29 protein-coding genes and 1 pseudogene are annotated in these 24183 nt (G+C 45.3%); all 30 read right to left on the bottom strand.

Annotation, left to right across the window (positions count from 1 at the left end):
• Positions 1–245, bottom strand: a pseudogene (locus LD028_RS10220) (NADH-quinone oxidoreductase subunit C); the annotation flags it as partial.
• Positions 246–758, bottom strand: coding sequence for a NuoB/complex I 20 kDa subunit family protein (locus tag LD028_RS10225; RefSeq protein WP_006319894.1), 513 nt, complete (start codon positions 756–758; stop codon positions 246–248). It abuts the pseudogene before it with no gap.
• Complete coding sequence (locus LD028_RS10230; protein ID WP_237811754.1) at positions 749–1147, bottom strand: NADH-quinone oxidoreductase subunit A; 399 nt, start codon at positions 1145–1147, stop codon at positions 749–751. The genes LD028_RS10225 and LD028_RS10230 overlap by 10 nt, the downstream gene beginning before the upstream one ends.
• 121 nt (positions 1148–1268) lie before the next feature.
• Positions 1269–1673: a F0F1 ATP synthase subunit epsilon gene (locus tag LD028_RS10235; RefSeq protein ID WP_006319892.1), complete on the bottom strand. Its 405-nt coding sequence runs from the start codon at positions 1671–1673 to the stop codon at positions 1269–1271.
• A gap of 24 nt (positions 1674–1697) precedes the next feature.
• Positions 1698–3119 carry a F0F1 ATP synthase subunit beta gene (gene atpD, locus LD028_RS10240; RefSeq protein WP_004893005.1) on the bottom strand — a complete coding sequence of 474 codons (1422 nt, stop codon included), beginning with the start codon at positions 3117–3119 and terminating at the stop codon, positions 1698–1700.
• Positions 3120–3147: 28 nt separating this feature from the next.
• On the bottom strand, positions 3148–4008 hold the full coding sequence (locus LD028_RS10245) for a F0F1 ATP synthase subunit gamma (protein WP_237811755.1): 861 nt from the start codon (positions 4006–4008) through the stop codon (positions 3148–3150).
• Positions 4009–4078: 70 nt separating this feature from the next.
• Positions 4079–5593, bottom strand: coding sequence for a F0F1 ATP synthase subunit alpha (gene atpA, locus LD028_RS10250; protein WP_006319888.1), 1515 nt, complete (start codon positions 5591–5593; stop codon positions 4079–4081).
• A 24-nt stretch (positions 5594–5617) separates the two neighbouring features.
• Entirely contained in the window at positions 5618–6154 is a 537-nt protein-coding gene (locus tag LD028_RS10255) for a F0F1 ATP synthase subunit delta (protein WP_012576186.1), read from the bottom strand.
• Positions 6151–6660, bottom strand: coding sequence for a F0F1 ATP synthase subunit B (atpF, locus tag LD028_RS10260; protein ID WP_035019917.1), 510 nt, complete (start codon positions 6658–6660; stop codon positions 6151–6153). Before atpF ends, LD028_RS10255 begins: the two co-directional genes overlap by 4 nt.
• A gap of 167 nt (positions 6661–6827) precedes the next feature.
• Positions 6828–7040, bottom strand: a complete 213-nt coding sequence (gene atpE / locus LD028_RS10265; RefSeq protein WP_003253662.1) for a F0F1 ATP synthase subunit C — start codon at positions 7038–7040, stop codon at positions 6828–6830.
• A 51-nt stretch (positions 7041–7091) separates the two neighbouring features.
• Entirely contained in the window at positions 7092–7802 is a 711-nt protein-coding gene (gene atpB, locus LD028_RS10270; RefSeq protein WP_006319877.1) for a F0F1 ATP synthase subunit A, read from the bottom strand.
• A 6-nt stretch (positions 7803–7808) separates the two neighbouring features.
• Positions 7809–8186: an ATP synthase subunit I gene (locus LD028_RS10275; RefSeq protein ID WP_237811756.1), complete on the bottom strand. Its 378-nt coding sequence runs from the start codon at positions 8184–8186 to the stop codon at positions 7809–7811.
• Positions 8183–8410 carry an AtpZ/AtpI family protein gene (locus LD028_RS10280; protein ID WP_004893022.1) on the bottom strand — a complete coding sequence of 76 codons (228 nt, stop codon included), beginning with the start codon at positions 8408–8410 and terminating at the stop codon, positions 8183–8185. Before LD028_RS10280 ends, LD028_RS10275 begins: the two co-directional genes overlap by 4 nt.
• Before the next feature lie 148 nt (positions 8411–8558).
• Positions 8559–9713 (bottom strand): non-hydrolyzing UDP-N-acetylglucosamine 2-epimerase, encoded by a 1155-nt coding sequence (wecB, locus tag LD028_RS10285; protein WP_237811757.1) that lies wholly within the window; start codon positions 9711–9713, stop codon positions 8559–8561.
• A 10-nt stretch (positions 9714–9723) separates the two neighbouring features.
• Positions 9724–10353 carry a uracil phosphoribosyltransferase gene (gene upp, locus LD028_RS10290; RefSeq protein ID WP_006320960.1) on the bottom strand — a complete coding sequence of 210 codons (630 nt, stop codon included), beginning with the start codon at positions 10351–10353 and terminating at the stop codon, positions 9724–9726.
• 106 nt (positions 10354–10459) lie between these two features.
• A complete protein-coding gene (gene glyA / locus LD028_RS10295) occupies positions 10460–11695 on the bottom strand; it encodes a serine hydroxymethyltransferase (RefSeq protein WP_041639136.1) in 1236 nt (411 codons plus the stop codon).
• 72 nt (positions 11696–11767) lie between these two features.
• Positions 11768–12337: a TIGR01440 family protein gene (locus LD028_RS10300; protein ID WP_370642790.1), complete on the bottom strand. Its 570-nt coding sequence runs from the start codon at positions 12335–12337 to the stop codon at positions 11768–11770.
• A gap of 22 nt (positions 12338–12359) precedes the next feature.
• Positions 12360–12803, bottom strand: coding sequence for a ribose 5-phosphate isomerase B (gene rpiB, locus LD028_RS10305; RefSeq protein WP_006320966.1), 444 nt, complete (start codon positions 12801–12803; stop codon positions 12360–12362).
• Between the two features lie 87 nt (positions 12804–12890).
• A complete protein-coding gene (locus LD028_RS10310; RefSeq protein WP_370642787.1) occupies positions 12891–14180 on the bottom strand; it encodes a methyl-accepting chemotaxis protein in 1290 nt (429 codons plus the stop codon).
• Positions 14181–14197: 17 nt separating this feature from the next.
• Positions 14198–14635 (bottom strand): low molecular weight protein arginine phosphatase, encoded by a 438-nt coding sequence (locus LD028_RS10315; RefSeq protein ID WP_006320970.1) that lies wholly within the window; start codon positions 14633–14635, stop codon positions 14198–14200.
• A gap of 101 nt (positions 14636–14736) precedes the next feature.
• Entirely contained in the window at positions 14737–15282 is a 546-nt protein-coding gene (locus tag LD028_RS10320) for a manganese efflux pump MntP (protein ID WP_237811759.1), read from the bottom strand.
• Positions 15283–15344: 62 nt separating this feature from the next.
• A complete protein-coding gene (locus LD028_RS10325) occupies positions 15345–16406 on the bottom strand; it encodes an L-threonylcarbamoyladenylate synthase (protein ID WP_237811760.1) in 1062 nt (353 codons plus the stop codon).
• Positions 16407–16554: 148 nt separating this feature from the next.
• Positions 16555–17187, bottom strand: a complete 633-nt coding sequence (spoIIR, locus tag LD028_RS10330) for a stage II sporulation protein R (protein ID WP_237811761.1) — start codon at positions 17185–17187, stop codon at positions 16555–16557.
• 90 nt (positions 17188–17277) lie between these two features.
• Complete coding sequence (gene prmC / locus LD028_RS10335) at positions 17278–18129, bottom strand: peptide chain release factor N(5)-glutamine methyltransferase (RefSeq protein WP_237811762.1); 852 nt, start codon at positions 18127–18129, stop codon at positions 17278–17280.
• A complete protein-coding gene (prfA, locus tag LD028_RS10340) occupies positions 18119–19195 on the bottom strand; it encodes a peptide chain release factor 1 (protein ID WP_006320978.1) in 1077 nt (358 codons plus the stop codon). The genes prmC and prfA overlap by 11 nt, the downstream gene beginning before the upstream one ends.
• 56 nt (positions 19196–19251) lie before the next feature.
• A complete protein-coding gene (locus LD028_RS10345; protein WP_237811763.1) occupies positions 19252–19872 on the bottom strand; it encodes a thymidine kinase in 621 nt (206 codons plus the stop codon).
• Positions 19873–20114: 242 nt separating this feature from the next.
• Positions 20115–20315 (bottom strand): 50S ribosomal protein L31, encoded by a 201-nt coding sequence (gene rpmE / locus LD028_RS10350; RefSeq protein ID WP_003397039.1) that lies wholly within the window; start codon positions 20313–20315, stop codon positions 20115–20117.
• Positions 20316–20425: 110 nt separating this feature from the next.
• The gene (gene rho, locus LD028_RS10355; RefSeq protein WP_012576203.1) at positions 20426–21712 is read right to left on the bottom strand and encodes a transcription termination factor Rho; all 1287 of its coding nucleotides are present in this window, start codon (positions 21710–21712) and stop codon (positions 20426–20428) included.
• A gap of 169 nt (positions 21713–21881) precedes the next feature.
• Positions 21882–22844 carry a class II fructose-bisphosphatase gene (gene glpX / locus LD028_RS10360; RefSeq protein WP_035020150.1) on the bottom strand — a complete coding sequence of 321 codons (963 nt, stop codon included), beginning with the start codon at positions 22842–22844 and terminating at the stop codon, positions 21882–21884.
• Positions 22845–22870: 26 nt separating this feature from the next.
• Positions 22871–24157 carry a UDP-N-acetylglucosamine 1-carboxyvinyltransferase gene (locus tag LD028_RS10365; RefSeq protein WP_077429160.1) on the bottom strand — a complete coding sequence of 429 codons (1287 nt, stop codon included), beginning with the start codon at positions 24155–24157 and terminating at the stop codon, positions 22871–22873.
• Positions 24158–24183: the final 26 nt, after the last annotated feature.

Genomic DNA, 24183 nt, shown 5'->3' on the forward strand with positions numbered 1-24183 from the left:
TTCTTCGCTAATTCTTCTTCGCTTATTTCCCCTGTCTCCGCAGCTTTTTGTTTCGCCAATGCTGCTGCTTTTGCTTTCGCTGCTGCCGCTGCTTTTTTCTTCGCAAGCGCAAGGTCATCTTCGCTTTCGAGCGATGGCTCAGTTTGTTCGGCTGCTTGTTTTGCTGCCAATCGCTCTTTTGCTAATTGTTTCGCCCGTTCCGCTGCTTCTTTTTTTAGTTGCTGTAAATCTTTTTCATCACTCATTTACAGCACCTTCTTTCCCGTTTTCGCTTCATAGCGAATTTTTTCTTTTAGTTTATTAATGCCATAAATTAATGCAGCTGGATTTGGCGGACAGCCCGGAATGTATACGTCAACCGGTACAATTTGATCGACACCTTTGACGACGCAATACGACTTCACATATGGCCCGCCTGCTGTCGCACAAGAGCCCATCGCAATGACCCATTTCGGCTCAGGCATTTGATCGTATAAACGGCGAACGATAGGCGCCATTTTCTTTGTCACCGTTCCGGAGACGATCATGACGTCAGATTGACGAGGTGACGTACGGAAAAAAGATCCAAAGCGATCTAAATCGTAATGTGAAGAACCGACCCCCATCATTTCAATGGCGCAACAGGCAAGACCGAACGTCAACGGCCACAATGAATTGCTGCGCGCCCATGCTTTTAACTGTTCTAATGTCGTTAAAAACACATTGCGACGCATTTCTTCCATTTCCTGATCTGATACGTTTAACAATTTTACATCCATTTTAACACCTTCTTCTTCCAAGCATACACAAGTCCAATTAACAACATGACGACGAAAATAAGCATTTCGATGAGCGCAAATGCACCGAGTTTTTCAAACGCGACCGCCCACGGATATAAAAATACAGTCTCTACATCAAAAATGACGAACAATAACGCAAAAATGTAATACCGTACGTTAAATTGCACGCGCGAATCGTGGAAAGGGTCCAATCCGCTTTCGTACGTTGTTTGTTTCGCTGCATTCGGTGCATGTGGACGAAGAAAACGTCCCGCTGTGAGCGCAACGATTGGAAGTAAAATACCTAAACAAAGAAACACAAAGACGACTACATAACTGTTTACATAAACGTTCAACGATGCCCCACCCCTTTGTGACTTTATACACATTTTTCGAAAACATCATACTATTACGACTGTAACCGATAACATTATATCACTTCTTCACATATGTGTCGATAAAACTTGTTCCAAAAATAAACAAAAACCCTAAGAGACGATGCTCTTAGGGTTAAAAGTTACGATTCGCCACATTTAAACGGTTAATCGCACGGCGTAAAGCTAATTCCGCACGCTTATGATCAATATCCTCTTGCTTTGCTTGTAAGCGGCGTTCAGCTCGCTCTTTCGCTGCTTTTGCGCGTGCCACGTCAATATTTTCTGCACGTTCTGCTGCTTGTGCCAAAATCGTCACACGATCAGGGCGAACTTCTAAAAAGCCACCGCTCACCGCTACAAGTTCAGTTGCGTTTCCTTTTTTTAAACGAACCGCGCCAATCTCTAGCGGTGCGACCATCGGAATGTGCCCTGGCAACACGCCGAGTTCGCCGCTTTGCGCTTTAGCGCTCACCATTTCCACATCCGCTTCATATACTGGGCCGTCCGGAGTTACGACACTGACTTTAATCGTCTTCATGAAAAAATCCTCCTCGGTCCCTTATTAAACTTCTACGCCCATTTTTCTCGCTTTTTCAATCACTTCTTCAATGCGACCAACTAAGCGGAACGCATCTTCTGGAAGATGGTCATATTTTCCTTCCAAAATTTCTTTAAAGCCACGAACTGTTTCTTTTACAGGTACGTATGAACCTGGCTGCCCTGTAAACTGTTCAGCGACGTGGAAGTTTTGTGACAAGAAGAACTGAATGCGACGAGCGCGATGAACGACAAGTTTATCTTCTTCTGAAAGTTCATCCATACCAAGGATGGCGATAATGTCTTGTAATTCTTTATAGCGTTGCAACGTTTGTTGTACTTTACGAGCAACTTGGTAATGCTCTTCTCCAACAATCTCAGGAGAAAGCGCACGAGATGTTGATGCAAGCGGGTCTACCGCTGGGTAAATACCCATCTCAGATAATTTACGCTCTAAGTTCGTTGTCGCATCTAAGTGTGCGAACGTTGTCGCTGGTGCTGGGTCTGTATAGTCGTCCGCCGGTACGTAAATCGCTTGAATCGATGTAACCGAACCGACAGCTGTTGATGTAATACGCTCTTGTAATTGACCCATTTCTGTCGCAAGTGTTGGTTGGTAACCTACCGCTGAAGGCATGCGTCCTAATAACGCAGAAACCTCCGAACCTGCCTGTGTGAAACGGAAAATGTTGTCGATGAAGAACAATACGTCTTGTCCTTGCTCATCACGGAAATATTCCGCCATTGTTAACCCTGTTAACGCTACACGCATACGTGCTCCAGGTGGCTCGTTCATCTGACCGAATACCATCGCTGTTTTGTTAATAACGCCAGAGTCTTTCATTTCGTGGTACAAGTCGTTTCCTTCGCGCGTACGCTCACCAACGCCGGCGAATACAGAAATACCACCGTGCTCTTGCGCGATGTTGTTAATTAACTCTTGGATTAAAACTGTTTTTCCTACCCCTGCACCGCCGAACAAACCGATTTTTCCACCTTTAATGTAAGGCGCGAGAAGGTCGACAACTTTAATCCCTGTTTCTAAAATTTCAACTTGTGTAGAAAGTTGTTCAAATTTTGGTGCTGGACGGTGGATTGCATCGCGGCGAGCGTCTGCTGGGATTTCTTCTCCTAAGTCAATCGGCTCACCTAGTACGTTGAATACACGTCCGAGCGTGACTTCACCGACAGGAACAGAGATCGGTGCTCCTGTATCGATAACTTCCATTCCACGCACTAATCCGTCTGTCGTTGACATCGCAATTGTGCGCACTGTATCGTCCCCAAGGTGAAGGGCTACTTCTAACGTTAAGTCGATATCGACTTCTTTTTCGTTACGCGCTTTATGTTTAATTTTTAGGGCGTTGTAAATCGCCGGTAAGTGTCCGTCTTCGAACTTTACGTCTACAACAGGACCCATAACTTGAATAACGCGTCCTTTTGCCATCGTTTTCCCTCCTAACTGCTAATCAATCTTATTGCAATGCGTTCGCTCCGGCAACAATCTCTGTAATTTCTTGCGTAATCGCTGCTTGACGGGCACGGTTATAAGAAAGTGTAAGTGTCCGAATCAATTCTTTTGCGTTGTCTGTTGCGTTTTTCATCGCTGTCATCCGCGCTGCATGTTCGCTCGCTTTCGCATCGAGCAATGCACCGTAAATTAAGCTTTCTGCGTATTGTGGCAACAACACTTGTAAAATTTCTTCTTGTGACGGCTCAAATTCGTATGTCGTTAACTTTTTATCGGAAGCTAAATCCGTTAATGGTAATAGCTTTTTCTCTGTGACATCTTGTTGGATGGCGCTGACGAAATGGTTGTAAAACATATATAACTCATCGAACGTACCATCTGCAAACATGTTTACTGTTTTGTTCGCAATTTCTTTAATATCCGCAAATGCCGGTTGGTCTGGCAAGCCGGTAATATGTAAAGCTACCGGGATGTTGCGGCGTTTAAAGAAGTTTAAACCGACGCGACCAATCGCAATAATCGCATATTCTTCTGGCGAACGGTGACGCTCTTGAATCGTTTGAAAAACGGTACGAAGCACGTTGCTGTTGTAGGCGCCAGCTAAACCACGGTCAGATGTAATAACCAAATATCCTGTCTTTTTGACTGGACGCTTTACAAGCATCGGATGAGAAGCGTCGTTGCTTCCGAGCGCAACGCTCGCTACGACCTCTTGAATTTTTTCCATATACGGCGTAAACGATCTTGCATTATGTTCCGCACGGTTTAATTTTGATGCCGAGACCATTTCCATCGCTTTTGTAATTTGGCTCGTCTTTTTTGTTGTGTTAATGCGCGCTTTTATATCGCGTAACGATGCTCCCAAAGGTTTCACCACCTTTTTCGCTCAATTGTTGAAAGGGGGCGGAACAGCTTAACTGCTCCGCTTACGTTTCTTACTCCGATACGACAAACGTCTTTTTGAACGCTTCAATTGCTTTGTTGAAGTCTTCTTCGTTTGGAAGATCGCCTGTTGTGCGAATATGTTCCATTAGTTTTTGACCGTTTTCGTCTTTATCTAACCATGCATGGAACTCTTTTTCAAAGCGGCGAATGTCTTCGACTGGAATATCATCTAAGAACCCGCGCGTTAATGCGTAAATGATCGCTACTTGCTTTTCTACTGGTAGCGGCTCGTGTAAACCTTGTTTCAACACTTCAACTGTGCGCGCACCGCGAGCAAGTTTTGCTTGTGTCGCTTTATCAAGGTCTGAACCGAATTGCGCGAACGCCTCTAACTCACGATATGCCGCTAAGTCAAGACGCAACGTACCTGATACTTTTTTCATCGCTTTAATTTGTGCGGCTCCACCGACGCGCGATACGGAAAGACCGGCGTTAATCGCTGGACGCACGCCTGAGAAGAACAAATCAGACTGCAAGAAAATTTGTCCGTCTGTAATGGAAATGACGTTCGTTGGAATGTATGCTGAAATGTCGCCCGCTTGCGTCTCAACGAAAGGCAACGCTGTTAACGAACCTGCACCTTTTGCATCGCTTAATTTTGCTGCGCGCTCAAGCAAGCGAGAATGCAAGTAGAATACGTCACCTGGATACGCTTCACGACCTGGCGGACGGCGTAATAATAACGAAAGCTCACGATAAGCTGCTGCTTGTTTTGATAAATCATCATATACAACGAGAACGTGTTGTCCTTTGTACATGAAGTATTCGCCCATCGTTACGCCCGCATATGGCGCTAAGAATAAAAGCGGAGCTGGTTGTGACGCAGACGCTGTAACGACGATTGTGTAATCTAATGCCCCGTATTTACGCAACGTTTCAACGACGTTACGAACGGTTGATTCTTTTTGTCCGATCGCCACATAAATACAAATCATGTTTTTACCTTTTTGGTTGATGATTGTATCTACCGCAACGGACGTTTTACCTGTTTGACGGTCTCCGATAATTAACTCACGCTGACCGCGACCGATTGGCACAAGCGCGTCAATCGCTTTAATTCCCGTTTGTAATGGCTCATGAACAGATTTACGATCCATGACGCCAGGCGCTGGACTTTCAATCGGGCGGGTTGCTGTCGTTTCAATTGGACCAAGCCCGTCAACTGGTTGTCCTAACGGGTTTACGACACGACCGATTAACGCTTCACCGACTGGCACTTCCATAATGCGACCTGTACGACGTACTTCGTCGCCTTCTTTAATGCCTGTGTACGGTCCTAAAATAACGATACCGACGTTGTTTTCTTCTAAGTTTAGCGCCAATCCCATGACGCCGTTGGCAAACTCAACAAGCTCTCCTGACATAACGTTGTCGAGGCCATGAGCACGAGCGATTCCGTCACCGACTTGAATGACTGTGCCGACATCGCTCACTTCGATTTCAGACTGATAGTTTTCGATTTGCTTTTTTATCAGCGCGCTAATTTCTTCCGCTTTGATGCTCATGCATTTCACCCCTATCTATAAATGTTAGCGAGTTAACTGTCGCTGTAATCTTGCTAATTTTCCGCTGACGCTTCCGTCGAAAATGCGGTTTCCGATGCGCACTTTGACGCCACCGATCACATCTTTATCGATGATGTTTGTGATGCGAAGCGTATCGACGCCGACTTTTTTCGCAAACACGTCTGCAAGCGCATTCGTTTCATCTTCCGTCAATGGACGAGCGGAATAAACGATCGCCTCAGCTACACCGCGCGCTTCATTAGCTAGCGCAATAAACGCATCAGCTAAATCGTTGACGATGTCGATGCGATGGCGATCTAAAAGCAACATGAGCGTATGTTGCAACACCGTCGAAATGTTTGCAAATGCTTCTTGAACGAGCGCTTTCTTTTTCGCTAACGCAATTTTTGGATGGTTTAACACAGAAAGAAGCGTCTCATTTTGTGCAAACACTTGTTTAACGACGCGAAGTTCTTGTTCGAGCTGATCAAGAAGCTGCTGTTCTTTTGCAATTTCAAAAAGTGCCGACGCATATCGTTTCGCTACGACCTGTTTGTTCATCGGCTTTCTCCTACCTCTTGAATGTACTCGTTAATCAGCTTCGCTTGATCTTGTTCGCTCAATTCTTTCTCAATAACTTTTGATGCAATAAGTACGGATAACGAAGCGACTTGTTGGCGCAACGCTGCCATCGCTTGTTCTTTTTCTTGTGCGATTTCTTTTTTCGCCGCTTCTTTTAGGCGCTCTGCTTCTTGGCGAGCGGCTTGAATGATTTGTTCTTTTTGTTCTTCGCCGAGTTTGCGAGCTTCTTCGATGAGCGCTTGCGCTTCTTGGCGTGATTTTTTCACTAATTCACGTTGCTCTTCCGCAAGCTTTTTCGCTTCTTGATGATGCTTTTCTGCTTGCTCAATTTCGTTCGCAATATGCTCTTCACGTTGTTTCATGACGCCCATTAACGGACCGAACGCATATTTACGAAGCAAAAACATGAGCAATAAGAACATGACTAATTGGAACACAATATCGCCGCCGTTGAACCCATGTCCACCAGCGCCTAATACAAACATGTTTACCACCGCGCGTTTCACTCCCTTCAAAAATCGCCCGAATGATCGGAACGTGTGCGTACGAACATAAAGGAATGGCGAAGGTTCTCATGGAATGATCTTCGCCATTGTTGAACGAGTTTCGTTTCCGTATGCAGTTATAGCTCGTCTCGAACGAGCGCTCAGTTCTAGCGACCTTGAACCATGAACGCGATAACAACCGCGATGATTGGAATCGCCTCAACTAACGCTACCCCAATGAACATTGTTGTTTGTAACATACCGCGCGCCTCTGGTTGACGTGCAATTCCTTCTACTGTACGAGATACGATTAAACCGTTACCAATACCAGCACCAAGTGCCGCTAAACCAATTGCAATTGCAGCTGCTAATACACCCATTTGAAAAGTCCTCCTTCAATTTTTTTATGTTGAAATGAATGTGTATGAAAATTAATGGTCATGACTCACTTTGTGTGCCATATAAACCATTGTTAACATTGTGAAAATGAACGCTTGGATGGCGCCGACGAAAATACTAAATCCTTGCCATGCGATCGTTGGAATGATCGCCGCAATCGTTCCGCCGACTCCTGTCGCTAAACTTCCCGCCAAGAGCGCTAATAAAATTTCACCCGCAAAAATGTTTCCGTATAAACGGAGACCGAGCGTTAATGTGTTGGCGAATTCTTCAATGATTTTGAGCGGGAACAAAATTGGCATCGGGCTAACGAACCCTTTTGCATATTCTTTAAAGCCGTTAAGTTTGATGCCGTAGTAGTGCGATAACGCCACAACCATCGTTGCCAACGTTAACGTCACAACCGGGTCAGCTGTTGGGGATTTCCACCACAACTTATTGTCAATGACGACTGAAAACGGCAGACCGAGCATGTTTGCCACAAAAATGTACATAATGAGCGTCATGCCAAGCATATGAAAGCGTCCGCCCGTTTTCCAATCCATGTTGCTTTTAATGATGCCTTTGACAAAATCCATGACCCATTCAAGGAAGTTTTGCATGCCCGTTGGCTTCATCGCTAAGTTGCGTGTTGCTAATACGGCAATGACAAACACAATAACGGATGTAACCGTAATCATTAATACGTTGGCTAAGTTAAATGTTAAGCCAAACAACGTGTATAAAGGAGCTTCGTGATGCATCTGTACTCACCTCTCTTCCCCTTTCGTTTTTTGGAAAAAGAAATCTATTATAATGACAATATAAGATGTCATTAATCCCAATACGATCCACCCAATAGAAAACTGCTCTGGCCAGCGAAAAGCAATAAAAACAGCGAGCGCAGCCGCAGCCATGCGCGACATCATGCCGAGCGAGCGCGCTTTTTGTCCAGACGCAACCGCTTGTCCAAATCGTTCCACTTTCCGCACCATCGTCCAACCATTGTACAGGCTGATAACCGTTCCGAGAAACAAACTTGAAAACGTTTGCGAATAAGGCGTAAACGCCCAACCAAGCACGTAAACCGCCAGCAAGTATAGTATGTATGATTTGTGACGTCGCCAATGTTGCTGTAGCTCGTTCATTTTTCCTCTCCTGAAAAAAATGAGCGAATGAGGCGAATCATCGCATAAATACCAGCCGCCAAACCGAGAAGCAAACCGACAATTAAAAAAAGCGGTTCGGTGCCAAAACGTTCGTCGACAAACCGTCCTCCAAAAATCCCAACTAAAACGGAACCGACAAGCTGGGAAGAGATGGCCGTCATCAAACCGATCGCTCGAAACGGATGGCGCTCATGTGGTCGCATACGAAAGCCTCACTTTTCATTTTCAGAATTTACTGTATTTTTAAAAAGGTTATCTTTGTCCCTTTGTAAGCATACAATAGTGAAAACCTGATGTCAATGCGTTCAATCACAAAATCAGGGAAAATTTTTGGTAAGAAAAAAGGATGCATTATGACATCCCTTTTTCGTGTTGAAATGGCGTTGGTGGAACATCACTTTGTTTGAAATAGTAACGAATCGCTTCAACAATCCGCTTTGATGCCCACCCATCACCGTACGGGTTTGACGCTTTCGCCATTTGCTCGTATGCTCTTTCGTCTGTTAATAATTCACTTGCTAGCGCATAAATCGTTTGTTCATCCGTTCCAGCTAGCTTGAGCGTTCCTGCGTCAATGCCTTCCGGGCGTTCCGTTGTATCGCGTAGCACAAGGACAGGCACACCAAGCGAAGGGGCTTCTTCTTGCACGCCACCTGAGTCCGTTAAAATGATATGTGCTCTTGCCGCAAAGTTGTGGAAGTCGATCACATCTAACGGCTCGATTAAATGAATACGTTCATCGTTTCCTAATATGTCGTTCGCTAACTCGCGCACGACAGGATTTAAATGAACAGGATACACGACTTGCACATCATCGTAATCTTCGACAAGCCTTTTCACTGCACGGAACATATTTCGCATCGGTTCACCAAGGTTTTCACGACGATGCGCCGTCAATAAAATCATCCGACCTCCTGCAACTTTTTGTAAAATCGGATGCGTATACGCTTCACGCACCGTTGTTTTTAATGCATCAATCGCTGTATTCCCTGTAATGAAAATGGATTGTTCTGGCTTATTTTCTGCGCGCAAGTTTTCAGCTGCTTTCGCGGTCGGAGCAAAGTGCAAATCAGCTAATACGCCCGTCAATTGTCGATTCACTTCTTCTGGAAACGGAGAGTACTTATTCCATGTTCGAAGTCCTGCTTCCACGTGCCCGACAGCAATTTGGTTGTAAAATGCCGCTAGACTCGCGACAAATGTCGTCGTTGTGTCGCCGTGGACAAGAACGATGTCAGGCTGTACTTTTTTCATCACATCGTCTAGACCAGCGAGCGCCCTTGTCGTAATATCGACAAGCGTTTGACGCTCTTTCATAATGTTTAAATCGTAATGTGGTTGAATGCCGAAAATATCGAGCACTTGATCAAGCATTTGGCGATGTTGTGCTGTCACAGTTACAATCGACTCAATATCTTCATATTTTTGCAACTCTAACACGAGCGGAGCCATTTTAATCGCTTCCGGTCTCGTCCCAAAAATCGTCATCACTTTTCGTTTGTTCATGATGCCCACCTTACTTCGTTCCGAATAGACGGTCTCCAGCATCACCAAGACCTGGTACGATATAGCCGTGATCGTTTAATTTTTCGTCTAACGCGGCAATGTAAATGTCGACATCTGGATGCGCTTGTTGCACCGCTTCGACTCCTTCTGGTGCAGCGATTAAACACATAAATTTAATGTTTTTCGCCCCGCGTTTTTTGAGCGCATGAATCGCCTCAACAGCTGATCCCCCTGTCGCAAGCATCGGATCGACAACAATGAAGTCGCGCTCCTCGACATCTGTCGGAAGTTTCACGTAATATTCAACCGGTTTTAACGTCTCTGGGTCGCGATATAAGCCGATATGTCCAACTTTCGCCGCTGGAATAAGCTTTAAAATACCGTCAACCATTCCGATTCCTGCACGTAAAATCGGGATGATCCCTAGCTTTTTGCCTGCGATGACTTTCGCTTTCGCTTTGCTAACAGGCGTTTCAATGTCAACTTCTTGAAGCGGCAAGTCGCGCGTAATTTCGAACGCCATGAGCGTCGCCACTTCTTCAACAAGCTCACGAAACTCTTTTGTTCCTGTATGTTTGTCGCGAATGTATGTAAGCTTATGTTGAATTAACGGATGATCAAATACGTACACTTTACTCATGTCAGTCGCCCCTTTTTGTAATATGCATTCTTGTAAATTTTACATAAAAACAACGGATGATTCAACTGAAGAAAAGGTGCCCCTTTCGTTTGGGACACCTTTATTATTATACGTACAATGGGAACTTTTCCGTTAATGCAGCAACGCGACGGCGCGCTTCGTCTAATTTTTGTTCATCGTCTTTATGTTTGAGCGCAATCGAAATGATGCGCGCAATTTCATCCATTTCTTCAAGCCCAAAGCCACGGCTTGTTACCGCCGCTGTACCGATGCGAATGCCACTTGTGACAAACGGGCTTTCTGGGTCATATGGAATCGTGTTTTTATTGACTGTAATACCGATCTCATCGAGCACTTTTTCAGCCACTTTTCCTGTTAATCCGATGGAACGGAGGTCAATGAGCAATAAATGGTTGTCCGTTCCGCCAGAAACGAGTGTAAATCCTTCTGCTACGAGCGCTTCCGCTAAACGTTTCGCATTGTTTACAATGTTTTGCGCATACGTTTTGAAATCGTCTTGTAACGCCTCACCGAGCGCCACAGCTTTTGCAGCGATAACATGCATAAGCGGACCACCTTGAATGCCCGGGAAAATCGCTTTATCAATTTGTTTAGCAAACTGTTCTTGGCATAAAATCATGCCTCCGCGTGGACCGCGTAACGTTTTATGCGTTGTTGTCGTGACAAAATGGGCATACGGAACAGGATTTGGATGCAACCCTGCCGCGACAAGTCCGGCGATGTGGGCCATATCGACCATGAAATAGGCGCCTACTTCATCAGCAATTTCGCGAAACTTCGCAAAGTCAATCGTGCGCGGATATGCGCTTGCCCCAGCAACGATTAATTTCGGTTTATGCTTTAATGCTTTTTCACGAACGTCATCATAATTAATACGGTGCGTTTCTGGGTCAACGCCGTATTCAATGAAATTGTATTGAATACCGCTAAAATTCACCGGGCTTCCGTGCGTTAAATGCCCGCCGTGCGATAAGTTCATGCCAAGCACAGTATCCCCATGTTGTAAAATTGTAAAATATACCGCCATGTTCGCTTGTGCCCCTGAGTGTGGTTGAACATTTGCATGCTCGGCTCCGAACAATTGTTTTGCACGCTCGCGCGCAAGCTCTTCCACGACGTCAACATGTTCACAACCGCCGTAATAGCGACGGCCTGGATATCCTTCAGCATACTTGTTCGTTAATACTGATCCTTGCGCTTCCATCACCGCTTCACTAACGAAGTTTTCCGATGCAATCAATTCAATTTTCGTTTGTTGTCGTTTTAACTCATCTTGAATAGCTTGAAATACTTGCGGATCTTGCTGTGACAAGCGACTCATTGACAATCCTCCCCTAAAGTGTGAATATTCTTTTTTATCTTAACACATTTTCAAATGAAAAAGTGAACAAATTTAACCGATCGAACATGATTTGTTCGCCTTTTCTTCTGAATAGACGGCGCGTTCGCCTCCGATGAGCTTCGGTCTCGTTTTTGCAAATGTAACGATCGCATGTCCGATTTGCTTAATCGATGTGCGGACAGGAACCGCCACATGTTTTAAATGCATACCAATTAATGTAGCACCGATATCAATGCCAGCATCTGCTCGAATATGTTCAACGACAACAGGATCATGAAGTTGCGTATATGCGTATGCCGCCATTGCGCCACCCGCGTTGCGAACAGGAATGACGCTCACAATTTCAAGCTGCTTTGTCACAGCGGTTTGTCGTTCCACTACTAATGCCCGGTTTAAATGTTCACAACATTGAAACGCAAGCTGCACTCCTGTTTCATCGCGCCATTGTTTCAGTTCTTGAAACAACATCGCCGCCACATCCATCGTTCCGGCTGTTCCGATTTTTTCTCCAATGACTTCACTTGTACTGCAACCAATGACGACAACGTCATGATTCGTTAGCGGCACTTGCGCACGAAACTCAGCAAGCGCCTTTTGCCATTGACTACGCCATTGTTCCATGTCCGTCACGATACTCCCACCTTTATTGCTCGTTTTCATAAGCGGAAATTTTTTGAATGCGTTTTTCGTGACGACCTCCTTCAAATGGGGTTGTCAACCATACTTTTGCAATTTCGCGCGCCAATCCCGGTCCGATGACGCGTTCGCCCATCGCCAATATATTGCTATCGTTATGTTCACGCGTTGCTTTTGCACTAAATACGTCATGAACGAGCGCACAACGAATGCCTTTCACTTTATTTGCAGCAATGCTCATACCGATTCCTGTCCCGCAAATTAAAATGCCGCGGTCAAATTCACCACTCGCCACTTTTTGTGCGACCGGCAATGCGTAATCTGGATAATCGACCGACGTTTCACATTCACATCCAAAATCTGTATATTCAATTCCCATTTCATCCATGAGTTTTTTAATTTCCTCGCGAATGCGAATACCACCATGATCTGATGCGATTGCTACTTTCACGTTTGAACCCCTCCTTATCGTTATAAAGAAAAAACCGTCTCTCTTCATTTTAACGGGTCGAGACGGTCTTTTCATCATTTATTATGCTTATAAACGAAAACGGGCAATCGTTTGTTTTAATTTTTCTGCTTGCTCACCAAGTTCTGTTGCTAGTTCTCGCATGCTTTCGATGACCGCGGTTTGCTCTTGTGTTGCCGCTGTCACTTCTTCCGCCCCAGCGGATGTTTGTTCGGCAATGGCAGCCACTTCTTGCGATTGAACAGATGTTTGTTGAATGTATTTCGTTTGTTCATCAACAAGTTGGGCAATTTGTTTGACCGCATCTGCTACTTCATGAATGGATGCGCTCATATGTGCAATCGCTTCATTTGTCTCGTTTCCTTTTTTCGCTTCATCATTTGCTTTTTTTACTTGCTCCGTAATTTGGCTAACGACGTTGGCTACTTCATGTTGAATGTTTTGAACGAGCTCGGAAATGCCTTGTACCGCCTTAGCACTTTCATCCGCTAACTTTCTTACTTCTTCCGCAACGACCGCAAATCCTTTCCCGTGTTCACCAGCGCGCGCTGCTTCAATCGAAGCGTTTAATGCTAGTAAATTCGTCTGTCCTGCAATATCCCCAACAAGCGAAATAATTTGTCCTACTTCTTTCGCATGATCTTCTAAACGTCGCACGACATGTAGCGACGCTTCGTTGTTTTTCGCTAATTGTTGAATGCCAGCGATGAGCGAACCGATGACGCGACGGCTTTCTTCAAGCTTTGCAACCATCTCGGTCGACAGTTTTTCCGATTGCATCGCTTTTTGTTGTACGTTTCCTGCGATCGCTAATACATCTTCTACTGCTTCCGCTGTCGTTTGCATCGCAACAGCGGAATTATCCGCTCCTTTTGAAATTTCATCAATCGTGCGCGCGATGTTTTCCGCTTGTTCCGCCGCAACTCGAGACACGTTTGTCATCTCGACAACTTTTTCATTCGTATGGGCAAAGTTTTGTTGAATGCTTTGCACCATTTCGCGTAAACTGCGCAACATATCGTTAAATGCAAGCGCAAGCGAACGAATTTCATCATCCGACTTTGGCACAGGTACATCTTGTCCAATTTCCCCTTCTGCTGCTTTTAACGCCGCTTGTTCAAGTTGAGAAAGCGGTTTCGTAATGAACCGCGCCGCATAATATGCCAATACACCAGACCAAAAAATACCGAGCAATAGCGTTAAAATGGTAAACGTATTTTCCCCAAACGGAAGCCATTGTTTGACGTAGTCATAGAGCACATAAATATAAAAGGCGCTCGTTGAATACGTAATGATCGCTAATACCGTTGTGAAAATGGCTAGCTTTTTTTGTAAGCTAAATGTGTATTTTCCCCCCATCATACATCCCCCTTGCTTTATAGCTTTTCATGTAGCTTTTCAATTGCTTGTTCGAGCTCATCGCGCGTTTGACGATACACGTCAATCGAGCCCCCAAATGGATCGATAACGTCTTTGCTGTCACCAAGAAATTCGTACAACGTAAACGTTTTTCCTTCTGCTTCCGGAAAACGAGACAACACATGTTGCTTGTGACTTTCGGTCATCGTCAATACATACGTTGCCCAGTCAATATGTTCTTTTGTTAGCAACGAAGCACGATGGTCGACATCGATCCCTTTTTCAGCGAGCACCGCTTTCGCATGTTGTGACGCATCGCTCCCCTCAAACGCAAAAACGCCAGCTGACCTCACTTGTACGTGCGGCAGTTGTTTATGTCTAAGTAGCGCCTCCGCCATCGGACTTCGACACGTATTTCCTGTGCATACAAACAAAACGTTCGTTTGACTCACCATTCACACCTCGCATCATTTCCCACATGTTTACTATTATTATAAAGCAAACCGTAAGACAAAATATAGAGCAAAAAAGAAAAAAGAACTGGAAACGCCCCAGCTCATAAAGGAAATAATAGTTTACATGCAAATAAAAGTAAAATGGTGCCACCTAACGCCTCGCTATATGTACCTAACCAACGTTGAAAGCGACGCCCAAGAAGCAACCCTATCCACGTTAACACCATGCTCGTCAAGCCGAATGCGGTCACAGCGAGCACCATTTCCACCCCATAAATCCCTAAACTTAACCCGACAGAAAAACTGTCAAGGCTAACGCTAAACGCAAATAAAAACAAACCGATGCCAACAGGCCTCAGCCAACGTTCTTGTTCATGATGGAAGGAAGCGATGACCATTTGCACACCGAGAACAAACAACAACGCCCCACCGATGTACGTCGCAACATACCCTAATTGAATAGATAACAACCGACCGATCGTCATCCCAGCTAAAGGCATGACAACATGAAAAAAGCCTACCGTTGCTCCAATATAGGCAATTTGCTTCAAACGAAGCTGAAGCAATCCCATGCCGAGGCTGACTGAAAATGCATCCATCCCCAACGCAAATGCCATCATCGCTAATGTGATCATTTCCCCAATCATACAAATGCCTCCTTAGGACGTGCCCTCACGTTAACATATGCACGCGCTAAGGAGTTTAGACGTTATTTTTCCATCATTTGCTCATGCCCTGCTGCTTTTAATAGACGATTCATAATAGCGGCACCGATTCCTTCATGAGGAAACGCTTCGCTATAAATAATATCGACATTCGTTTGATCGAACGTTCGTAACGCATCATATAGCTGTTGAGCGACCGTGCGTAAATCGCTACGTTGTCCACACGAAATAATGGTATCCGCTTCATACGTATGACGTCCTTCTTCCGTCGTTAACACACCCACTTTAAAACCGTTGGCACGTTTTTCATTGACGAGCTGTTGTAAAAACGTAGAAGAACCGTGCACAACAACGAGCGGAGCTTTCGGGGCGTAATGTGTATATTTCATGCCCGGAGATTTTGGCACCGCTTCTTTTTCCACGAGCGCACGATCGATATCCACAACCCCAATCACTTGTTCAACGTCTTCTTTCGTCACACCACCCGGTCGTAAAATGGTCGGGATCGATGTCGTACAGTCAATGACCGTTGATTCAACCCCAACACCCGTCGGTCCTCCGTCAACAATGGCGGCAATCCGTCCATCTAAATCATCAAGCACATGTTTGGCCGTCGTCGGACTCGGTCTCCCTGAACGATTGGCGCTCGGTGCTGCGATCGGAAGCCCGCTTGCTTTGATAAGCGCAAGGGCAATCGGATGGTTCGGCATGCGCACCGCAACCGTATTTAACCCTGCTGTTACGCGCGGAGAGACTGCTTCTTTTTTTGGGAGAACGAGCGTTAATGGACCAGGCCAAAAATGCTCTATCAATGTGTATGCAACAGGAGGAATGTCGCAAGCAATATCATGCAACTGCTCCATTGTCGCAATGTGAACAATAAGTGGATTATCGCTCGGTCTCCCTTTCGCTACAAAAATGTTTTCCACAGCTGCTGTGGACATGGCGTTCGCTCCAAGACCATACACCGTTTCTGTCGGAAAAGCAACAAGCTCGCCTCGTTGTAAATACGCTGCGGCCTGTGTCACTTGTGGACAACTGTTTAACTCATCCACATTTTTATCCACAAAAAACACATGTGTTTTCAATGCTTTCACCTCATACATATTCAAGTTGCTTGTTTGTTGATTGACATTTTACAAGCATTCCACAGCCACTTCTTTCATGAGTATAAAAGATTCATACAAAATACTCAACAACTGTCCACAAATTGTGGATATGTTATTGCTTTTTGTTGATAATTTTGTGGATATGTTATTGCATAAGCTTTTTCCATACTTCTGCAACGAAAAATTTCACTTCTACTTGCTGTTCATCTTCCACAACGAGCGGTTGTTCAGTCATTTGTTCGATCGGTGTCTCTCGTTCCACTTGTTTTTCCACAGGACGAACCGCTTCACCTGTGGAAAAGTCGAGAAAACAGAGCGGTGGGAATAAAACACACCACCAATTCGCTCCTTTTCCTTTTCCGAGCGTAATCAATACCGCATCGTATTCACCTGCTGGATATACATACGAGCCGTATATTTTCGTTGGAAATGATACACGTCCAAATGTCACGTTGTACGACTGATTGCTCTTTTTTTCTTGAAGAACACGAGCGACCGTTTGCTCAATGTCTGGCACATGTTGGGCAATAACTTGCTTTGCTTCTTCAAATGACGTCAAATCGCTTACCCATGTCGTAATTTGTTTATTTACTTCGTCGCGAACTGCACGCTTTAATGCTTGATCTTCCGGCGAATCGCTATTTGCTAAAATGCGCAACCGTACCGCTTCGTTTGGAATCACAACATCGCTTTGCGCCTCTGTTTGTTGGCTATATATCGTCACAAGCGCACCGATCATAATCATTGTTATATATAAAATAATCACGTATTTATTCATCGTTTATCTCCCCTTTCTTGTTATGCAGTGTAACCAGAAAAGGAGTTTGATAAACTATGAAAATGAAAAAATATAAAAAAGCTTCCGATGTTACTCGGAAGCGAGATCGGCGATGACGATGCGCTCTTTGCTGTTTATGTCAAAAAGGACGTCAACATGCGCGGAAGGAAACGTTTGCTGTAACATCGTTTGTACCGCCTGCCCTTGTCCGTGCCCGATTTCAAATGCAATAAGTGCTTGCGAGGTAACTACATGTGGCAATTGTTCCATCAAGCGACGATAAAACAACAAGCCGTCTTCGCCACCGACAAGCGCACGAAGCGGTTCGTTTTGTACGACGGGCGATAGCGCTGGAATGTCAGACGCTGGAATGTACGGCGGATTAGAAACGACAACATCTACTTGTATGCCACGGTCAATGATCGGTTGCAGTAAATCCCCTTCGAACCAATGAACGCAAGCGCCAAGCTGATTGGCATTTCGCTTCGCCACTTCTAGCGACGAAGCGGCAATATCAATGCCATACACATGCCACGTTGGCCGTTCTAACGATAACGTAATCGCAATCGCTCCGCTACCTGTTCCGACATCAACGACGGAAAGCGCTTTTTCGGTTGTGCGGGCAAGCACGTGAGAAACGAGCTCTTCTGTTTCCGGGCGCGGAATTAATACGTGTTCGTTGACGATAAACGTTCGACCGTAAAACTGTTCATGTCCGATGATATATTGAATCGGAACGTGTTGTAGCGCATGCTTTTTTACGTCTGCCATAAACGTTTGCTTGCTTGCTTCATCCATTGGATCACGCAACGAGGCAAATAGTTGCGCGCGCGTCATTTGTAAGTGGTGGCGCAATAACCATTCGGCAGCCGTTTCTTCCTTTCCATGCTCTCGGAAAAAAGAAGAAGCCCATTGCAGGACTTCATATATTTTACTGCTCATTGTTCGCTTGCTCCAATTTTTTCGATTGATCGTCTAAAATGAGCGCATCAATAATTTCATCTAACTTTCCTTCTAACACTTGATCAAGTTTTTGAATCGTTAAACCAATGCGATGATCGGTGACGCGATTTTGCGGGAAGTTGTACGTGCGAATACGTTCAGAACGATCGCCTGTTCCGACCGCTTGTTTGCGCGTTTGGTCGTACTCGGCGCGCGCTTCTTGTTGGTATTTATCGTAAATGCGCGCACGCAATACTTTCATCGCTTTTTCTTTATTTTTAATTTGTGATTTTTCGTCTTGGCACGATACGACGATTCCTGTTGGGATGTGCGTCAAACGAACCGCTGACATCGTCGTATTGACGCTTTGTCCACCCGGACCGCTTGAAGCAAACGTATCAACGCGAATATCTTTTTCGTTAATTTCAATTTCGATTTCTTCCATCTCTGGCAAGCACGCAACTGTCGCCGTCGACGTATGAATGCGTCCGCCTGATTCCGTCTCTGGCACGCGTTGAACGCGATGGGCACCGTTTTCAAATTTTAATTTTGAATATGCCCCTTTTCCTTGAATCATAAAGATGATTTCTTTGTAGCCACCAAGTCCTGTCGGATGAGCTTCAATCACTTCTGTTTTCCATCCTTGCGACTCCGCATAGCGCGTGTACATACGGTATAAGTCGCCTGCAAAAAGCGCCGCTTCCTCTCCGCCTGCCGCTCCGCGAATTTCCATAATGACGTTTTTATCGTCGTTCGGATCTTTCGGAAGCAACAATACTTTTAACTTTTCAACAAGCTGTTCTTCGCGCTCTTCTAGTTCGCTAATTTCCTCTTTCACCATGTCGCGCATGTCCGGATCAAGCTTTTCTTCCAACATCGCTTTCGCATCTGCCAATTGCTCACGCACCGATTTATATTCGCGATACGTTTGTACCGTTTCTGCTAAATCGGACTGTTCTTTTGAATAATCACGTAATTTTTTCGGGTCATTTAATACTTCTGGATCCATTAATAGTTCATTTAATTTTTCATAACGGGCTTCTACTGCCTGTAAACGATCGAACATTTTTCTCACCTCGACTTTTCATTATATCATAAACGATCATACGAAAAAACTCGCCCTTATGGACGAGTCGCCGTTTCTGTACTTGTTTTCTTTTCCGCAGGATGATCAGGCACTTCATGATGATGACGACAACGTGGCTCGTACGATTCGCTCGCTCCGATTAAAATGACGGGATCGTAATAAGACGCCGGACGACCGTTAATGAGCCGCTGCGTGCGCGAAGCAGGAGAGCCGCAGACGGTACAAACAGCTTGCAACTTCGTCACCGATTCAGCGATAGACATTAACGTTGGAACAGGCCCAAAAGGTTCGCCACGAAAATCTTGATCTAAACCAGCGACAATGACGCGATATCCTTCGTCTGCGAGCTGCTGAACAACGTCAACGACATGTTCGTCAAAAAATTGCACTTCATCAATTGCGACCACGTCTGTATGCGTTGTAATATGCTTTCGGATATCCGACGCACACGATACCGGAATGGCGATGACAGATGTACCATTATGTGAAACGACAGCTTCTTCGCTATATCGGTTGTCGATGGCTGGCTTAAACACTTTCACTTCTTGTTTTGCAAACTGTGCGCGACGTACGCGGCGAATAAGCTCCTCTGATTTTCCTGAAAACATACTGCCGCAAATGACTTCGAGCCAGCCGGATTGCTTCATAACATACATCAGGGCGTCCCCTTTCTTTCAAGCTTTCATAAGAAAAGCGCAAAGCGCCCGCCTATCGGCGAAGAGCGCACAAGCCCCACCGAGGAGGCTTAGCCGCCAAAAGAAGGGGCGGCGCGACTCGAGCCGATGGCGCTTGGAGCTAGACAACGCTCCACCTAATCGTAAAATTTTATACTCTCCTATCTTACGAAAAAAACAGGCAAGTGAAAAATGTTCGCTTGCCTGTTTTCATGACATACGGATTACTTAAGGCCGTATTTTTTGTTAAATTTATCAACACGTCCTGCAGCAGAAGCGAATTTTTGACGTCCTGTGTAGAATGGATGGCACGCTGAGCAAATTTCTACGCGCACTTCGTCTTTAACAGAACCGCTCTCAAACTCGTTTCCACACGCGCATTTAACCATCACTTTTTTATAGTTTGGATGGATTCCTGCTTTCATCTCATTTCATCTCCTTCCGCCCTGAATCTTTTCGAAACAGAGTTTATATGCAATGAAAAACACACATGATAAAATTATAACAACCGTTCCGTTGTTTTGCAACTATCCATTTATAACCGTTTTAAATTTCCAGCTGCTTTCCACTCTTCGTCTAACATCGCAAAAAACTCTTCATTCGTTTTCGTTTGCTTTAGTCGGTGAATAAAACGCTCAATAAAGTCTGGCGTATCCGACATCGTCTTGCGAATAGTCCACAATTTTTCTAAATGTTCTCTCGGAATTAACAATTCTTCTTTTCGTGTACCTGAACGACGAATGTCAATGGCAGGGAAAATCCGTTTTTCCGCTAATGAGCGATCAAGATGAAGCTCCATATTTCCCGTTCCTTTAAATTCTTCGTAAATGACATCATCCATGCGCGACCCTGTATCAACAAGAGCGGTCGCTAAAATCGTTAAACTGCCACCTTCTTCAATATTCCGCGCCGCTCCGAAAAACCGTTTCGGACGGTGGAATGCAGCCGGATCAATTCCTCCTGAAAGCGTTCGTCCGCTCGGCGGAATGACTAAGTTGTATGCGCGCGCTAAACGCGTAATACTATCCATTAAAATGACGACGTCACGTTTATGTTCAACAAGACGCATCGCGCGTTCAAGCACAAGCTCCGCCACTTTAATATGATTTTCTGGCACTTCATCAAACGTCGAGCTCACGACATCAGCCGATACGGAACGTTCAATATCCGTCACCTCTTCTGGACGCTCATCAATGAGTAAGACAATGAGCTCAACATCTGGGTGATTTGTTGTAATGCTGTTGGCAATTTCTTTTAACAACATCGTTTTTCCCGCTTTTGGAGGCGCGACAATTAAACCGCGCTGACCGAATCCAATCGGAGCGATTAAATCGATGAGGCGAGTCGATAGTTTGTCCGGTGTCGTTTCGAGCTTCATTTGTCGGTTTGGATAAAGCGGCGTAAGCGCTGGGAAGTGAACGCGCTCTTTTGCGATTTCTGGGTCTTCTCCGTTTACAGCTTCGACATGTAGCAGACCGAAATATCGTTCGTTTTCTTTTGGAGGGCGTACTTTTCCTGATACTTTATCACCGTTGCGCAAATCAAAGCGGCGAATTTGCGATGCGGAAATATAAATATCTTCCGAACTAGGGGAATAGTTAATTGGACGTAAAAAACCAAATCCTTCTGATTGAATAATTTCAAGCACACCTTCCATGAAAAAGAGGCCGTCTTGTTCCGCGCGCGCTTTTAAAATGGCAAAAATCAATTCTTTCTTTGTCAGTTTACTGTAATACGAAATTTTGTATTGGCGAGCTAACTCATATAGCTCTTTAATCGTCATATTTTCTAGCGTTGCAATCGTTAAATCTCCTAACTCCATACTTACACCACTCTTTTATTTAATTTTCATGAATTGCTCGTTGGATTGGAAACAGCGAAGATGAAAAGATGATTACGAGAAGAGACATGACACGACTATTTTACCCTTTTTTTATATTGTCAATCAATAGAAAAAGAGCGAGAGCGCGAAAAGTTCGCGCATCCCGCGATTATTTGATGACGAGGTTCGGCTTTTTCTTTAAGCTGTGCCGTCCTTCAATGAAACGAACCGTGCCCGATTTCGCACGCATAACAACGGAGTGTGTTTCGCCATATGCCCCTTTAAATTGTACCCCCCGCAACAATTCTCCGTCCGTTACACCCGTTGCTGCAAAAATAGCGTCGTCTCCTTTGACGAGATCTTCCATACGCAATACACGGTTCACATCTAGCCCCATTTTTTTGCATCGTTCCAACTCAGCATCGTTTTGTGGCAATAGTTTCCCTTGTATTTCTCCACCGAGACATTTCAGCGCGACAGCCGCTAATACCCCTTCTGGTGCGCCTCCTGAGCCAAATAAAATGTCTACACCCGTATGGTCAAACGCTGTATTAATGGCAGCGGCGACGTCACCGTCATTGATGAGCTTAATACGTGCCCCCGCCTCGCGCAATTCCGCAATAATGCGCTCGTGGCGTGGACGATTTAAAATAATCGCCACAACGTCTTCAATATCCTTGTTTTTCGCTTTCGCTACCGCTTTTAAATTATCGATAATCGGAGCGTTAATGTCGATCATGCCGACCGCTTCCGGACCAACAGCAATTTTATCCATGTACATATCTGGCGCATGAAGCAAGTTACCATGATCCGCCACAGCGACGACCGCTAACGCATTCCAGCCACCAGAGGCGACAATGTTTGTTCCCTCAAGCGGATCGACTGCGACATCGACGCGCGGGCCGTAACCGTTGCCAAGCTTTTCCCCAATGTATAACATCGGTGCTTCATCCATTTCCCCCTCACCGATGACAACCGTTCCTTTCATCGGGACTGTGTCGAATACATCGCGCATCGCAGACGTGGCTGCCTCATCCGCTTCATCTTTTTTGCCGCGCCCCATCCAGCGCGCTGCAGCTAGTGCTGCGGCTTCTGTTACACGGACAAGCTCCATCGATAAGCTTCTTTCCATCGTTTCTCCCTCTCCCCTTTGTTGCATTATGTGTTCTTTAGTTGTTCGATTTCTTGCTCGGTCATTTGTTCGCGCCAAATCGTTGCGCCAAGATTAGCAAGTTTGTCAACTAAGTTGCTATAGCCACGGTCAATATGTTCCAACCCTGTAATTTCTGTAACCCCTTCGGCCATTAATCCCGCGACCACAAGTGCAGCTCCTGCACGCAAATCAGTGGCACGCACTTTCGCTCCTTGCAGTCGGGATGGACCTGTAATGATCGCTGAACGCCCTTCGACTTTTACGTTCGCATTCATGCGCCGCAACTCATCGATATGTTTAAATCGGGCGCTATAAATTGTATCTGTCACAATGCTCGTCCCAGACGCTTTCGTTAATAGTGAAGTGAATGGCTGTTGTAAATCGGTCGGAAAACCAGGGTAAACGAGCGTTTTAATATCGACAGCACGAAGATGTTCTTTCGTCGCAACAAAAATTTGGTCATCGCTCGTTTCGACAACAACGCCCATTTCACGCATTTTTGCAATGACAGCCTCTAAATGTTGCGGAATGACGTTGTCAATAATCATTTCTTTCCCCATAGCCGCACCGATAATCATATACGTTCCCGCTTCAATGCGATCCGGAATAATGGAATGGCGGCAACCGTGCAACTGTTCCACGCCGTCAATACGAATGACGTCTGTTCCTGCCCCTTTAATGCGCGCACCCATGTTTGTCAATAGCGTCGCAACGTCAATAATTTCTGGCTCTTTTGCCGCATTTTCAATAATCGTTCTCCCTTTCGCCAAGACGGCAGCTAACATAATGTTAATTGTCGCCCCCACGCTAACGACGTCCAAATAAATGCGTGCCCCGCGAAGCTCTTCCGCCCGTAAATAAATGGCACCTTGTTCGTTTGTCACTTTTGCCCCAAGCGCCTCAAAGCCCTTGATGTGCTGGTCAATTGGGCGCGGCCCTAAATGGCAACCACCGGGAAGACCGATGACCGCTTTTTTAAACCGTCCAAGCATCGCGCCCATCAAGTAATAGGAAGCGCGTAATTTTTTTACTTTTCCGTTCGGCAAAGGCATAGAAACGATATGTGACGGATCGATGACGACTTCGTTTTCATCGAAATGAAAAGCACCGCCAATTTCTTCGATTAATTGTCCGAGCACATGAACGTCTGAAATGTTCGGCAATCCTTCAATGACTACAGGTGAGTTTGCTAAAATAGCGGCTGGAATGAGCGCGACGGCGCTATTTTTCGCTCCACTAATGCGCACGGAACCTTGAAGGAGGTCACCGCCAACGATTTTTAACTTTTCCATATACGTCTCCCTTCTCGCAAAGCAAG

This window comes from Anoxybacillus sp. LAT27 (assembly GCF_022030075.1).
GTDB classification, from domain to species: domain Bacteria; phylum Bacillota; class Bacilli; order Bacillales; family Anoxybacillaceae; genus Anoxybacillus; species Anoxybacillus kestanbolensis.